This window comes from Paenibacillus sp. FSL R7-0179 (genome assembly GCF_038002265.1).
Classification (GTDB): Bacteria; Bacillota; Bacilli; order Paenibacillales; family Paenibacillaceae; genus Paenibacillus_AQ.
In genome coordinates, this window is the sequence record NZ_JBBOCC010000002.1 from 131,912 (window position 1) to 147,192 (window position 15,281).

A 15,281-nucleotide genomic window follows, 5' to 3' on the forward strand; every position below is an offset into this window, starting at 1 on the left:
GGTAATGTTCAATCTAGTCAAAAGAGGCCGGGGAAGGCTGGCTCCGCTGCTTCTCCTGCTGATGGTATTGCTGCTCCCCGGCTGCTCCTCAGCGCAGCCGGATCAGGCAGGCGGCGGTACGCAGCCGCCCGCCGGAACCCCGGCCGCGCAGACGCCGCGGCCTGGAGACGAAGCGGCTCCGCTGCCGGGAGCCGCTGAGGGCACTGCCGTACCCTCCGCCCCTGCGGAAGGTACGGCAGCTCCAGCGCCGCCAAGCGCAGCGGCGGCGCAGCCAACGGCGGGCGCAAGCGAGCCCGCCAAGCCCTTGGCGTCGCCAGGCGCAGCCGCGACGCAGCCACCGGCGGGCGCAAGCGAGCCCGCCAAGACCCCGGCGCCGCCAGGCGCAGCGGCGGCGCAGCCACCGGCGGGCGCAAGCGAGCCCGCCAAGCCCGCGTCGCCAGGCGTAGCGGCGACGCAGCCACCGGCCGCCACACATTCTCCGGCGGCCACACCCAAGCCGCCGACCCCCAAGCCCGCTCCGGCAGCCACGCCCAAGCCGGACCACGCGGTCACCCTCTCCATTACCGGAGATGAGGAGCATGGCGTGATTCTGGCCGCCGCCCAGTATGAGATCAAGAAGGGCGAGAGTGTGCTGGACCTGCTGAAGCGGATTACGCGGGAGCAGAAGATCCAGATGGAATATCAGGGCAGCAAAGCGTTTGCTTACGTGGAAGGTATAGATAATTTGTACGAGAGTGACCACGGGGCAGAGAGCGGCTGGATGTACAAGGTCAATGGAGAATTTCCGTCCAAGGCTGCGGGCAGCTGGATCGTGGAGCCCGGGGATACCATCGAGTGGCTGTATACGCTTGATCTGGGCAAAGACCTGGGGGCCAAAACGCCATGAGCAGCGGCTTCCGTTCCATGCATCCGGTAGTAGCCCTGCTGTATTATGCAGGGCTGCTGCTGTTCGCCCTGCTGGTCTTCCATCCGTTATTTCTGGCCACAGAGATAGCCGGGCTGCTGGCGTTGCTGCTGTTACAGGGCCAAGGGCGGCTGCTTGTGCGCGGCTTGCCTTTTATGCTGCTGATGGCAGCTTCCGTAGCCTTGCTGAACCCGCTGTTCTCGCATAGAGGAGCGCATATTCTGTTCTACTGGCTGGATCAGCCTATTACACTGGAAGCTGTGCTGTATGGACTGATGATGATGACAATGCTGCTTACTATTTTTATCTGGTTTCTATCCTACAATTACACGGTAACCACTGATAAATTCATGTACCTGTTCGCGGCGGCTGCGCCAAGAATGGCGCTGTTGACGCTGATGGCCATCCGGTTCGTGCCGCTGTTCCAGCGGCGGCTGCGCCAGATTACGCAGATCCAGCGTCTGCGCGGCGTAGATACCGGTACGGGAAGCCTTAAGAAAAGAATGACAGACGGAATGACGCTGCTTAAAGTGCTGCTGACCTGGTCACTGGAGGAAGCCCTCCAGACTGGAGACTCCATGACAGCCCGCGGCTACGGCAGCACCAAACGCAGCACTTACACGATATACAAGGCCGATTTGCAGGATAAGCTGGTGATGCTGCTGTTAACCGTTAGCGGTGTGGTTACGCTGCTGTTCTGGGTGCAGGGCTACGGCAAGCTGGAGATTTATCCCCGGATGAGACCGGCGGACTTCGGCTGGCAGGAGGCTGTCATGTACGGCAGCTTCTGCCTGTTCGTGCTCATTCCTGCGGGGCTGGAAGGAAAGGAGAAATGGTTATGGAGATCCTCAAAGCACAGCAATTATCCTTCCGATACCCTGAAGAAGACAGGGACACACTCCATGAGCTATCGTTCGTCATAGAAGAGGGTGAATTTGTCGTGCTCTGCGGCCCGTCCGGCAGCGGAAAAACCACCCTGCTGCGTCATCTGAAGCGGGAGCTTACCCCGGTAGGTACATCGAGCGGAACCTTGACCTACAAAGGACAGCCGCTGTCCGGGCTTCCGGCGGCGGTGGCCGCCGGGGAGATCGGGATGGTCTTCCAGAGTCCGGATGCACAGATCGTGATGGATACGGTCTGGCATGAGCTGGCCTTCTCCATGGAGAACCTGGGGCTGCCGCCTGCTGTTATGCGGACCCGGCTGGCGGAGATCTGCGGCTTGTTCGGGCTGGAGCCGCTGCTCTACCGTCCGGTACATGAGCTGTCAGGCGGACAGAAGCAGCTCATGAACCTGGCTTCAGTGCTGCTGCTTCAGCCCAAGGTGCTGCTGCTGGATGAGCCAACCTCCCAGCTTGATCCTGTTGCTGCGCGGGAATTCATTATGGCGCTGCAGCGGCTGAACGAGGAAATGGCGGTCACAGTGATCATCAGCGAGCACAGGCTGGAGGAGGTGCTGCCGCTGGCAGACCGTGTGCTGATGCTGGAAGACGGCAAGCTGCTGGCAGATGCCGCCCCCCGCCTGTTCGCCCAGCAGACCGGCAGCGGGACCTTGACCTCGGCTGGGCGTTACCTGCCAGCCGCCTCACGCCTGTACTTGTCGCACGCTCCGGAAGCGGATTCGGCTGTGCCGGAGAATATTCCGCTGACCGTGCGTGAGGGCAGACGCTGGCTGCATTCCCTGATGGCAGGAACTGAGGCTGGCGCAAGCGCTGAACTGGTTAACAACTTAACTTCCCGCATACTATCTGCTCCAGAGGTGTATTCACCTCCAAGCCCAGCCGCAGAGCCTCTGCTCACCTGCCGAGAAGTGACCTTCCGGTATGAGAAGGAGGGCCGGGAGGTCCTCAGGAAGCTCTCGCTGACGCTTAAGCAAGGAGAGCTCCTGGCAGTCATGGGCGGGAACGGCGCAGGCAAGTCCACCCTGCTGTATGTGCTGAACGGGCTGATGAAGCCGCAGCGCGGCAAGATAGAGCTGGCTAAGGGTAAGACTACCGGCCTGCTGGCGCAGAATCCGCTGCTCTATTTCAGTTATGATACAGTGGCTGAGGAGCTGCAGCATATGGGCAGCTACGCCGGGTTATCCCCCGAGGCAACAGCAAGCCGGATTGAGGCTTTGCTCGAAGTGTTTCAGCTCCGGGAGGTGCTGCAGAGTCATCCCCATGATCTCAGCGGCGGGCAGCAGCAGCAGACCGCACTTGCCATGATGCTGCTCATGAAACCGGATATTCTGCTGCTGGATGAGCCGACCAAGGGGCTTGATCCGGCCGCCAAAGACAGGCTGGCCGCCCTGCTTCAGCAATTGCGCGGGCAGGGGATCAGTATTCTTATCGTAACGCATGATGTAGAGTTCGCGGCTAAGCATGCTACGCGCTGCGCGCTCCTGTTCGACGGGGGAATTACAGCGGAGGGCACACCGGCTGAATTCTTCAGCAGCAATTACTTCTATACCACGGCAGTCAACCGGATGGTGCGGGACTGGCTGCCGCAGGCATTGACACTAGAGGATGTGATTCGCACATGGCCCGCTTCCGCATACCGCTGCTAATCGCCCTGGGACTCTTCATCGCCGGGCTTGCGCTTACCGCAGCATTCACTGACCGGCATTATGTGCTGCTTAGCGTAGTGCTGCTGCTGGCTGTATTGTCGGCCATCGCTGCGGTCAGCCGGATTCCTTTTGCCGCATTGCCGGGGGTAAAGCCTGTGTCAGCCGTTGTCATCCTCTCCGCTTATGTCTTCGGGGCAGAGGCGGGATTCGTCATCGGTGCAGTCGCTGCGCTGGTCTCGAATATTTACTTCGGGCAGGGCCCCTGGACACCCTGGCAGATGTTTGCCTGGGGCATGACCGGGCTTACAGCCGGATGGCTGCGGAGGAGCTGGTTATTGCGCCGGCGGGCCGGGCTGCTGATTTTTGGCTTCATCTGGGGGTTCCTGTTCGGCTGGATTATGAATATCTGGGTCCTGCTCAGTCTGCCGGACGCTTTAAGCTGGCGGCTGGTTGCCGTTACGTTTGCCGCAAGCTTTTATTTCGATCTGGCCCATGCCTTGTCGAATGTATTCTTCTTAGCGGTGCTGGCCGGAGGCTGGACCAAGGTACTGCAGAGATTCCGCAAGAAATATGGCTTGCTTCAAGAGTAAATGGAATGATAATTAATGGATAGCGCTCTGTTAAAACGATAAATTTCTTCTTTTTTCGACAAATTTCTTAACAGGGCCATCAACAATTCGATGTTATTCTCCGATAAATAAGGTTACAGCTAGATTCGAGAAGGCGGGATAACGGGAAATGAGACATCTGAAGATTAAGCATAAAATGATTGTACTGATAGCGGTGGTTACCCTACTTCTGATCGGGATTGGAACAACAGGTATTCTGACGACAACCAGAATGGCGGACAGGTCTGAAGAGACGTACAGGCAGAACCTGCAGCCGATTTATTTCGTAACGGAGATCCGCGGGAATAACCGGGCGATTGAGTCTTTTCTGCTGGAGGATCTGATTACTACGGATGACGCCAAGAAGCAGGAGCTGAAGGCGAGAATTCAGGAGAATATCCAGACGAACAATGAGCTGATGGCTGAACTGAGGAAGATTGAATTCAACAATGAGAAGATTGCTGCTTATGTGAACGAATATACTCTGCTGCTGCCGGACTACCGCTCACAGCGTGATAATATTATCCACCTGGCCGATAACGATCTTAACGACGAAGGGTATCAGGTGTTCACGGGCCAGACCTTTAATGAGCTGCGTGACAAAATGGTCCGGCTGCTTGAAGAGACAGCGACGTTATTCATTCAGGAGGCGTCTGCCCACAATACACGTACGGCTGACAGTGCCAAGAGCTCGGTTACGCTAAGCAGTGTTCTGATTGCACTGGCCTTGCTGCTCAGTATTGTCATAAGTGTGGTCATTACCAGATTGATTACAGGGCCGCTGAAGGAATTGCAGGGGCTGATGAAGCGGGCGGAAGAAGGGGATCTGACGGCCTCTGCCGCTTACCGGTCCAGGGATGAGATCGGCCAGATTAATACCTCGTTCAATACCATGCTGGACGGGTTGAAAAATATGATGCGCGGCGTCTCGGAGAGCGCCGAGATTCTCTCGGCCTCCTCCCAGCAGATGAGTGCCAGTGCCGACCAGACGGCACATGCCTCACAGGTGATCGCTGAGACCTCAGGCGAGATCGCAGCCGGATTCGATGTGCAGGCGGAGAGCATTACCCGTACTACGCAGTCTGTGCGGACGATGTCCTATGAGATTGCCGAAGCCCGGCATAGCGGTAACGAAATGACCCGCCTGATGGAGCAGGCTGCCTCCTCCACGGAACGCGGTGTATACGCAGTAGAGCAGATACTGGCCCAGATGCGGGAGATTGACTCCAGTGTCTCGGAGAGCCGGCGGATTGTCGGCAACCTGGGCAGCCTGTCGGAAGAGATTAATACGATTATTACAACCATAAATGAGATTGCGAGCCAGACCAATCTATTGTCCCTGAATGCTTCCATCGAAGCCGCCCGGGCGGGAGAGCATGGCCGTGGCTTCGCTGTAGTCGCCGGTGAGATCCGCAAACTGGCGGAGGCTACCGGAACCAGCTCGCTGCAGATTACGGAGATTATTAACCATATCCGTCAGCAGACCGCCAGTGCCGTAGAATCGATGGAGCAAGGCTCCGGGATTGTCTCTCATGGTGTAGCACAGAGTGAAGTGGTAGCTGAAGCCTTTACAGCGATCCAGACCTCCATTCAGGCCGCCAGTGAGCAGACAGAGCAGATTACAGAGGTTATCGGTCATGTCGCGCAGGAATCGGAGGAAGTAGCCAAATCCATGTCAACGGTGAATGAAATCTCGCACAAAGGCGCCGCAGACCTTCAGGGCACCAGCGAAGCAAGCCTGGAGCAGCTGACCGCAATGGGAGAGATGTCCTCCTCCGCACAGTACCTGGCTACCCTGGCCGAGGACCTGCAGAAGCATCTGGCAAGGTTCCGGCTGTAACTGCTATAATAGATATCAGCCTGGCCCGATTTGGCCGAGGAAACCTGGAGATTCCCGGGCATCCTCAGCGGAGCCGGGCTTTTGAACGTATTAGTATTACCCTCAAGGAGGCATTCTCTATAATGAATACCCGAACATGGAAGCTGGCGTTAGTTCCAGCCTTGTTAATGACACTTGCAGCTTGTAGCTCGAATCAGGCTGATACTCCGGCGGTTAGCCCCAGCCCGCAGCCAACAGCGGCTCCTGTAGAAGCTTCTGCCCAGCCGACGGAAGGGCCGAAGATTACACCGGCACCTGCTGAAGCTGCTGGCGTAACGGTTGGGGAAGTTAAGCAGTATGACAAAATCGCGATTTCCGACTGGAAAGATGATCAAACCATTGTCGTATCCAAGGCGAACGATAAGCTGGGGCTGATCGCTTCGGGAGAGCTGAAGGGTTCCTATCCGCAAAGCCTGTATTTCTTCCACCTGGATAGCGGCGAATACGAATTGATTACAGAGAAGGAGAATATGATGCTGGGGGATGCCAAGCTATCCGCCGATCAGTTGTTTCTGCTGTATAGTGAATTCTCCCTGGGTGATCCTTCCTATAATGTGATGGACCTGGGTTCCAAAAAGACCTTTACCATCAAGGGCGATACCATTGCCGGAGCGATGGGGGCTGAGTGGGCGGACAAGGATACGGTAGTGGGTCCGGCATACAGCGGCGGTGCCTATACAGCCAGTACTTCCGGTAAGATCGCTCCTGTTGAGGGGCTGGGGGAAGAAGGCCTGATTGTTGTAAGACAACTCAAGGATAAGCTCTATTACACCAGTAATTCAAAGGACTCGCTGCAAATGCTTGACCTTAAAACTAAGGCGAAGACTGACTTGAATATTCCGGGTACCACCAGCGTAATCCCTTCGCCTGACGAAGAACAAATGCTGATCCTGCAGTATAAGGAGAATACCCAGGCTCTGCTGCTCAGCGGCACTGACGGTAAGAATCCGCGGACCCTGTTGGAAGGTGCCGAGCTTGGGGCCGTCTCCTGGTCTCCAGATCAGCGGCTGATTGCCTATAGTGTAGCCATTGAAGATAATGGTACAACGAAGAATACCTTATATGTCTACGATTTGTCCTCTGACAAGTCCGTTCAGATTGCGGAGAGCAACGGGACGATGACCACCTCATGGAGCCCCTCGGGCAAGCAGCTTGCGTATACGGAGCGGGACGACAGCGGCAGCAGCAGCAGTATAGTACAGTTGAAGTATTAACTAAAAAAAGCGGTCCGCACCGGTAAATCTACCGGATACGGACCGCTTTTTTTAAATATTTAAATTTATATGTTGCACACGATAACTTATCCTTCTATTTCTCGTCAAAACGGTGCCGTCCTTTAAAAGGACGGCACCGTTTCCACTTATAGATTACTAGTAGGAGCATAACGCTCCTCTGCTTCTTACGTTCTAAGCATACCAGCCCCATACGAAGATGAACAGGGTGCCGAAGATCGTGACCAGAGCCACGAACATGGCGTATGCGATGTTGATATACAGTTCTTTTTTGGAATCGGCCGATTCTCCGATGTGCATGAACACAAACAGCTGCAAGGAAGCCTGGATCAGCGCTGTGATTAGCAGCACCGCCATATTGGCACTGGAGGACAGGTCTCCATAAATAACAATCAGTGCAGCGGCAGAGAGGACCAGAGAGGCTACATAACCCATCACATGCTTAATTGGGAATAGTTGCTTCATCATGTCACATCAGTCCTTTCAGGTAGACGAAGCTGAAGATAAAGATCCAGACCACGTCTAAGAAGTGCCAGAACAAGGAGAAGATGAACGTTTTGTTGGCGGTAGCGGGCGTAATGCCGCGCTTCCACAGCTGAATCATAATTCCAATTCCCCACAGCAGACCGAAGCTGACGTGAAGACCATGCGTTCCCAGTAAGATGAACAGACTGGAGAGGAAGCCGCTGGTCTGGAGCGTAGCTCCTTCATGCACATAAGTAAAGAACTCGTCGATTTCGATTCCGACAAAAGCCAGACCCATGACCAGCGTGATGGCCATGAAGACCATCATTGCTTTCTTGTAGCCATGCCGCATGGCATGGACAGCAAGGCCGATGGTGAAGGAACTCGACAGCAGGAGGAAGGTCTCCATCAGCACCGGGCCGATCTCGAACAGCTCGCTGCCGCTCGGTCCGCTGGCATAGCGGTTAACCATTACGAAATATACAGTGAACAGCGTAGCGAAGAGAGGGATCTCGGCTCCGAGGAAGACCCAGAAGCCGAAGATTTTGTTACTGTTCTCTTCCGTTGAATATTCGAGCGGCTTGGACGCATCTATTTTCATACAGTCTCACCCCGCATCAGTTTCTTTTCTGTAGCTGCAATCTCTTCTACAGGAATGTAGTAGCCCTGGTCCTTATCGAAGGACATGAAGGCCAGCACAACCAGGATTCCAATCCCGGAGACAATTGCCGGAATCCACATACTGAATACCAGGAAGAAGCCAAGGAAGAAGAAGACTACACCGAGTATGAACGGCTTGCCGGTATTGCTTGGCATATGAATCTTGGTGTATTTGGTATCTGTGTACAGCGGAATATTCTCGTGCTTCGCAGACCATAGAGCATCGCGCGTCTCAACCTTAGGCACAATCGCAAAGTTGTAGAGCGGGATCGGACTGTGCGTAGCCCATTCCAGTGTCCGGCCATCCCAAGGATCGTTGGTTGTATCTCTCGGCATGTAGCGGGTACTCCAGTAAATATTGTAGACCAGGATCACGAAGCCGATGGCGAGCCCGACAGCCCCGACGAAGCTCAGCATATTGAGCGGACCAAAGCCCGATTCCTCAGAATACGTATACATACGCCGCGTCATTCCCATCAGACCCAGGAAGAACAGCGGGAAGAAGGTTACATTAAAGGAAATAATAATCCACCAGAAGGCGTGCTTGCCCAGCCGTTCGTTCAGGCGGAAGCCGAACACCTTCGGGAACCAATAGTGGAACCCGGCGATGACGGCGAACACGGCACCCGGAATCAGCACGTAGTGGAAATGCGCAACCAGGAACATCGTGTTGTGATACTGGTAATCGGCGCTGGCCATCGCCAGCATGACACCCGTTACTCCGCCGATCGTAAAGATAGGGATAAAGGCCAGCGTGTACAGCATCGGGGTCGTGAAGGTAATCCTGCCCTTTCGCAGGGTGAATAGCCAGTTGAATATTTTGACCCCGGTAGGTACCGCTATGGCCATCGTTGTAATCGAGAAGAAGCTGTTGACCATGGCACCTTGACCCATCGTATAGAAATGGTGCGCCCATACGAGGAAGGACAGGAGCGAGATGATCAGCATACTGAATACCATGGAGGTATAGCCGTACAGGTTCTTCTTCGAGAAGGTGGCGATAATCTCACTATATATACCGAAGGCCGGAAGGATTACGATATAGACCTCCGGATGTCCCCAGACCCAGAACAGATTGGCCCAGAGCATATCCATCCCGCCGTTGGCCATCGTGAAGAACTGGGAGCCGAAGAGGCGGTCGAACATCATCATCGCCAGCGCTACGGTAAGCACCGGGAAGGCGAAGACAATAATAACGTTGGTGATCAGTACGGACCAGGTGAACATCGGCATCTTCATCAGTGTCATGCCTGGTGCGCGCATCTTAAGGATCGTTACGATAAAGTTAACCCCGGTGATCAGCGTACCGATACCGGAAATCTGCAAGGCCAGAGAGTAGTAGTTGTTCCCTACGGTCGGGCTGAATTCAAGACTCGCCAGCGGGAAGTACGCTGACCAGCCCGCATCCGGCGATCCGCCGATGACGAAGGAAATGTTCAGCAGCATGGCGCCCATGAAGAAGAGCCAGAAGCTGACAGCGTTCAGCCGCGGGAAGGCAACGTCCCGTGCGCCGATCTGCAGCGGAATGATTACGTTCATCAGACCGATGATGAACGGCATGGCCATGAAGAGAATCATGATCAGACCATGGGTGGTGAAGACCTCATTGTAATGCTGCGCATCGAGGAATTTCATTTCCGGCGCAGCCGTCTGCAGACGCATCATCATCGCATCTACACCGCCGCGGAACAGCATCAGCAGCGCCGCGAGGATGTACATGATCCCGATTTTTTTGTGGTCAACGGTGGTCAGCCATTCGCGCCACAGATAGCCCCATTTCTTGAAATAGGTAAGCCCTACGAGAATCCCGATGGTTGCCAGTGCAATACTGATCATGGCCCCGTATATCAAGGGTTCGCCGTGAACCTTAAATTTGTCCAAATCCATTAGGGTAGCTCCTTTCAGTGTGTTGCATTAAGCTCGCAAGAGAGCTAGTGTCCTTCGTGTGTGCTTTCATCCACAGGGGAGCTTGGCAGCGGCTGGTCGACATCCGGATGAGGCTCGCTGTCGAATTCTGTTCCGCTGGACGGCTCGGGAGACGGATGAATTTCCTTGTTATCCTGATGCTCCTGATTGCCGTTGTCCATATCCATCTCCTTGCCGCCGCCGCTCATATGCTCGCCGTGGTCTCCAGGAGGAGGGCTGAACTCCAGATGGGTGGAGGAATACGTTTTGCGTCCGAGGTAGTCTGTGGCCAGCAGGCCTTTGAATTCTTCCTCAGTCAGCTTAGGCGCAGTTTCCTTTACTTCCTTCACCCAGTCCTCATAACCCTTGTTGCTAAGGACAAGCGCTTCGAATTCCATGTGGGCGAAGCCTTTACCGCTGAAGTTCGCGTTCTTTCCGATATAAGAGCCTTCTGTATCAGCGGAGAGATGAAGCGTTGTCAGCATGTCGCTCATCGCGTACTTTTGACCGGCAAGCTGTGGAATCCAAAGACTGGTAATGGTGCCGAATGAGTACATTCTGAATTCTACCGCACGATGCACCGGCATATTCACGTAGTTAACCGTCTCGATCCCTTCCTCAGGGTAGCTGAAATGCCATTTCCAGTTGGAAGAGGAAGCATAGATGACCAGCGGCGTCTGATCCTGATAGTCCGCAGCCACATTCTCCACTTCGTTAGTCGTCTTGACGGTAACAACGGACAAGAAGGCTACGATGATTATCGGGATGATAATCCAGATGGCCTCCAGTACCTTGTTGCCTTCCTCATGTTCAGGGATGTAGCCCTCATTACTCTTCTTCGCACGATATTTCACCAGTACAAAGATATACAGAATGTAGACAACAGCCAGAACCCCGAGCATCACAAGAATAGAGAGCAAGATGGTGTCAGATAACGTCCTTGCAGACGGTCCCTTCGGGTTCAGAACAGCGATTGAGCTGCATCCCGGCAGGAGAAGGATCAGGCTTAGAAACAAAGCGTATAACGGTCCCTTTTTTTTCATATAGAACTCCTTCCTTCAATACTACTTTTCATTCGCCGTTCATTAACGGGAGTACATTGATCTGTATCTATAGTAAGAACTACTTACCCATAATGCAAAATACATATTTTGTATAAATATATAAAATAGACCTTAAAAATGGCGAACAAGTTAAATATGTGTGATCAAATTGTTACAACTCCCTAAGGGTATGATAAAGATCACTGTAGTGGCGCACTTTAGCTAATTTTAAGGTTGTTCAATTTTTGTTCAAAATTCCGATATTGTTATTAATTTTGTCACAATTATTCTGGGCCAAAAACCGCTGATTTAACCGTGTAACACCTGCTGTGACAGCATTCGACGAGAATTGCGTGCTTTCTGAAAATAATGGCGAACCCTCAATTATCATTGCATAAGAGTAACAATTTTTTAGCTTCCGGTTACAATCTCTCAAATTACGTTGAAAGTATATATGATAAAGTGATAGACAAATATACATAGATTGGAGACGGCTGCTGTGCGCATCAAGAAAATTCTGCTCTTATTCATGTCTTTATTCCTAATTATGGGGCTTGTGCAGGTCCCGGCTAACGCCAAAGCTACTAGCACTACACTTAAACTCGGAGTCAACGATAAATTAAGTGCGATTGAAGCTGTATCCGTAAAAGGCACCTATTATGTACCGCTGCGTGCACTTGCGGATGAGCTGAAATGGACCCTTACCGGCCTGACGAACGGGATTCACGTAGCTGGCGGGACGGGTTCGCTTACCCTGCTGAGCAAGGACGGAGGTGCGGTGCTGAAGGACGGCACGGCCGTGCCTATGAATACTTTTGTGCAGAACGGCAAGCTCATGGCTCCGCTGAAGGTCAGCGGGTACCTCGGGTATAGCATTTCCTATGTGGGAGATAAATATTTACTTCGTGTGAAGGACGGCTCGGCACAGCTTACCGATGCAGCGTTTACTGATAAATATGCTGCCGACCTGAAGCCGAAGGCTCCGGTAGCGCCAGCGACTCCCTCCACTCCGGTTACACCCGCTGATCCGGGCAAGCCGGGCCGGACCGTATACCTGACCTTCGACGACGGCCCGTCAGCGACGACTGGTGAGCTGCTGGACATCCTGAGTAAATATGACGTACAGGCGACCTTCTTCATGCTGGGGAACAACATGAATCAGCATCCCGCCCAGGTGAAGAGAATTGCGAAGGAGGGCTATGGCTTAGCGCTGCATGGTGTGACTCACCGCCAGGAGAAATTCTATGCTTCTCCGTCAGCGGCGCTTGCCGAGATGTCAGGGGCCAATGCAACGTTGAAGAAGCTGACGGGAGTAAGCACCACACTGATCCGTACGCCATACGGAAGCAAGCCCTATTTCACCAAGTCCTTCCGCGATAAAGTCCTGACACAGGGCTATCATCTCTGGGACTGGAACGTGGATTCCTACGACTGGAAATACAAACAGAACAGCGACAGAATCTATAACACCGTGATGGACCAGGTGAATAAGCTGAAGGCGTCCAAGACCAATCCGGTAATTCTGATGCATGACCAGAAGGCTACACTCAAGGTGCTGCCGCGTATTCTGGAGACGCTGAAAAAGGAAGGCTATACCTTCAAGCTCATTACTAAGGACATGGAGCCGCTCAATTTCTGGAAGGATAAACGCTGATCCGTAAGGGTCAATAGAGAAGAGCAAGCCTGCGGGGTAATCCGCAGCTTGCTCTTTTTTTGCGAAAATGTATAGAGGAAACGCTGTTGTTACTTGTACAAATATTGCACCAGCATATGAACCAGCTCTGACTTCAGCCGGTCCACAGCGATCCGCTGCGGCGAGAAGGAGATGAAGTCCACAATCGCGCTCACAGACTCGAACACAATGATCGATGCAGCCTCCGTATCTTCCGTCTTCAGTTCATCCTGTCCCATCTGAAGATAGGTCAGCGTCTTAAGACGGCCGGCCTCGTACTGGGCATCCATCAACTGCTTGATGGCCTCATCGCTGTGATACATAATGTTAAGATCCTTGTGATACCCGATAAAAGCCTTATGCGAAAGCAGAAGCGTGTCTATCAGATGCAGGATCAGGTCCGTACGCTCAATCGTATTGAAATTAATCTCAGCCATCGACCGCTCCACCTCGGCCATCAGCTCATCCCCGTACATGTGGAGCACCTCAATGAACACGGCTCTTTTATCCACGAAATAGGAGTAGAAGCTCCCGGTCGACACCCCGGCCGCTGCTGCAATCTCCTTCGTATTCGTCTGATAGAAGCCCTTGTCCGAGAACAGCTGCATCGCGGCCCGGATAATGGCTTCCTTAGTTCGTATACTGCGCTCCTGCTGCGGAGTTCTAATCTTGTCCTCTGTTTCACCCATATCGTAAGGTCCCCCTCATAGTACAGATTGTAGTGGAGCAGTTTTGCGCTGTCAATAAAAGTTGAACCCAAGTTCATTTTTTTGATTGACAAATATGAAACAGGGTTCATATAATCTAAATATGAACTCTATTTCATATTTAGGGAGATGAACAAAATGGGGATTGGAATGCGCAGAGCTTTATCCTTTACGGCGATTGTGCTGGGGTTTTTCATGGCGCTGCTGGATACGACCATTATTAATATTGCCCTGCCGGAGATGACCCGCCAGTTCGGGGGGAGTGTGTCGCAGGTATCGTGGGTGATGAACGGCTACAACCTGGCCTTTGCCGTATTCATCCTGACTGCCTCGCGACTGGCCGATCAATTCGGACGAAAGAAGGTATTTCTGATTGGCGTGGGAATGTTCACTCTGAGCTCTCTGCTGGCCGGACTCTCCACTTCCCTTGGCATGCTGATTCTGTTCCGGGTCATTCAAGGCTTGGCGGGAGCCATTATTGTGCCGGTTACCATTCCGCTAAGCACCACTACCTTCCCCAAAGAAATGCACGGACTGATTATAGGCATATGGGGGGCTGTCTCAGGAGTGGCTGCGGCAAGCGGTCCGGCACTTGGCGGAATTCTGACACAGAAGCTGAGCTGGGAGTGGATTTTTTTTGTGAACGTACCGCTTGGGCTGCTGAGTATAGGGCTGACCGCTATGTTCATTCAGGAGTCGCGGGATGATTCAGCAGGAAGGTCCATAGACTATGGCGGAATACTGGGGGTTACAGGAGGGATGTTCTGCATTACATATGCTCTGATTAAAGTGCAGGATTACGGCTGGAGCTCACGCACGTTCCTGGGGCTGATGGCTGCGGGAGTGTTGTTTCTGGTGTTCTTTTTTCTTACGCAGTCTAAGGGAAAGAAGCCGATGCTGCCCTTGTCCCTGCTGAAGATCAGAGCTTTCAATAGTACTTCGGTATCGATGATCGTGCTTGGGGCGGCGGTGATGAATATTTCGCTGCTGACCTCCTTTTATCTGACCCGGGTGATGGGGGTATCGGAGCTGAAGGCAGGGCTGGTCCTCTCAACCATGGCCTTAGGCTCCATCGCCAGCTCGGCTGTATCCGGGCCGCTGGCTGCGAAATACGGCAGCAGTGTGTTCGCCGCAGCGGGAATGGTGCTGATTGGCGCTGCCACCTATTCCATGAGCGGACTTGAGGCCGATTCTACGCTGGGTGCGGTGATGCTCCGGCTTGCAGTGACTGGCTTCGGCGTGGGACTCTCGATGCCGCCTGTGATGTCATCGGCGATCCGGGTCGTTCCTGAAGATAAGGTAGGCATAGCCTCAGGGGTGACGAATATGGCGAAGGCGCTGGGGAGTGTGCTCGGTGTGGCCATCATCGTCACTGTGCTCCAGCATAATACAACCCGGGAGCTGAGTGCGGCGAACTCCGCAGGCACAGAGGCCGGGACCGTGGTAATAAGACAGCAGCAGGCGGCTGTGGATGCGTTCAGCCAGACCTATAAGTTCGCAGGCTATCTGCTGCTCCCGGGTATAGGCGCTGCCCTGTTCAGCGATGAACGCAGGCAGCAGCGCAGAAGCAGCCTTCATGTTCAATAGAACAGTCCCCCTAAGCAATCATAACCCCCACCTGCCTTTTGGACAGATGGGGGTTATTTGGGTGACATGTTGAA

13 protein-coding genes are annotated in these 15,281 nt (G+C 53.7%); 8 read left to right on the forward strand and 5 right to left on the reverse strand.

Going from position 1 to position 15,281, the window contains the following annotated elements; translation table 11 throughout:
* The first annotated feature begins 4 nt into the window (after window positions 1–4).
* The 6 genes from MKX63_RS17360 (at window position 5) to MKX63_RS17385 (ending at window position 7,150) form a co-directional block, all read left to right on the forward strand.
* Window positions 5–886 (forward strand): DUF4430 domain-containing protein, encoded by an 882-nt coding sequence (locus MKX63_RS17360; protein ID WP_341018859.1) that lies wholly within the window; start codon window positions 5–7, stop codon window positions 884–886.
* Window positions 883–1,827: an energy-coupling factor transporter transmembrane component T gene (locus tag MKX63_RS17365; RefSeq protein WP_341018860.1), complete on the forward strand. Its 945-nt coding sequence runs from the start codon at window positions 883–885 to the stop codon at window positions 1,825–1,827. The genes MKX63_RS17360 and MKX63_RS17365 overlap by 4 nt, the downstream gene beginning before the upstream one ends.
* Window positions 1,743–3,449, forward strand: a complete 1,707-nt coding sequence (locus MKX63_RS17370) for an ABC transporter ATP-binding protein (RefSeq protein ID WP_341018861.1) — start codon at window positions 1,743–1,745, stop codon at window positions 3,447–3,449. The genes MKX63_RS17365 and MKX63_RS17370 overlap by 85 nt, the downstream gene beginning before the upstream one ends.
* Window positions 3,422–4,039, forward strand: a complete 618-nt coding sequence (locus MKX63_RS17375; RefSeq protein WP_341018863.1) for an ECF transporter S component — start codon at window positions 3,422–3,424, stop codon at window positions 4,037–4,039. Before MKX63_RS17370 ends, MKX63_RS17375 begins: the two co-directional genes overlap by 28 nt.
* A 148-nt stretch (window positions 4,040–4,187) precedes the next feature.
* Window positions 4,188–5,897 (forward strand): methyl-accepting chemotaxis protein, encoded by a 1,710-nt coding sequence (locus tag MKX63_RS17380; protein ID WP_341018864.1) that lies wholly within the window; start codon window positions 4,188–4,190, stop codon window positions 5,895–5,897.
* Between the two features lie 122 nt (window positions 5,898–6,019).
* Window positions 6,020–7,150, forward strand: a complete 1,131-nt coding sequence (locus MKX63_RS17385; protein ID WP_341018865.1) for a hypothetical protein — start codon at window positions 6,020–6,022, stop codon at window positions 7,148–7,150.
* Between the two features lie 192 nt (window positions 7,151–7,342).
* Here MKX63_RS17385 and qoxD read toward each other — a convergent pair whose 3' ends face one another.
* The 4 genes from qoxD to qoxA are packed head-to-tail and all read right to left on the reverse strand — an operon-like array spanning window position 7,343 to window position 11,241.
* Window positions 7,343–7,636 carry a cytochrome aa3 quinol oxidase subunit IV gene (gene qoxD, locus MKX63_RS17390; RefSeq protein ID WP_340756670.1) on the reverse strand — a complete coding sequence of 98 codons (294 nt, stop codon included), beginning with the start codon at window positions 7,634–7,636 and terminating at the stop codon, window positions 7,343–7,345.
* 1 nt (window position 7,637) lies between these two features.
* Window positions 7,638–8,234: a cytochrome aa3 quinol oxidase subunit III gene (qoxC, locus tag MKX63_RS17395; RefSeq protein WP_036693560.1), complete on the reverse strand. Its 597-nt coding sequence runs from the start codon at window positions 8,232–8,234 to the stop codon at window positions 7,638–7,640.
* On the reverse strand, window positions 8,231–10,180 hold the full coding sequence (gene qoxB, locus MKX63_RS17400) for a cytochrome aa3 quinol oxidase subunit I (protein WP_076157033.1): 1,950 nt from the start codon (window positions 10,178–10,180) through the stop codon (window positions 8,231–8,233). Before qoxB ends, qoxC begins: the two co-directional genes overlap by 4 nt.
* Window positions 10,181–10,224: 44 nt before the next feature.
* Entirely contained in the window at window positions 10,225–11,241 is a 1,017-nt protein-coding gene (gene qoxA, locus MKX63_RS17405) for a cytochrome aa3 quinol oxidase subunit II (protein WP_341018866.1), read from the reverse strand.
* Window positions 11,242–11,740: 499 nt separating this feature from the next.
* On the opposite strand from qoxA, the gene MKX63_RS17410 reads away from it, so the two are divergent.
* Window positions 11,741–12,895 (forward strand): polysaccharide deacetylase, encoded by a 1,155-nt coding sequence (locus tag MKX63_RS17410; RefSeq protein ID WP_341018868.1) that lies wholly within the window; start codon window positions 11,741–11,743, stop codon window positions 12,893–12,895.
* An 89-nt stretch (window positions 12,896–12,984) separates the two neighbouring features.
* Here MKX63_RS17410 and MKX63_RS17415 read toward each other — a convergent pair whose 3' ends face one another.
* On the reverse strand, window positions 12,985–13,602 hold the full coding sequence (locus MKX63_RS17415) for a TetR/AcrR family transcriptional regulator (RefSeq protein ID WP_341018870.1): 618 nt from the start codon (window positions 13,600–13,602) through the stop codon (window positions 12,985–12,987).
* A gap of 168 nt (window positions 13,603–13,770) precedes the next feature.
* On the opposite strand from MKX63_RS17415, the gene MKX63_RS17420 reads away from it, so the two are divergent.
* On the forward strand, window positions 13,771–15,207 hold the full coding sequence (locus MKX63_RS17420; protein ID WP_341018871.1) for an MFS transporter: 1,437 nt from the start codon (window positions 13,771–13,773) through the stop codon (window positions 15,205–15,207).
* Window positions 15,208–15,281 lie beyond the last annotated feature (74 nt).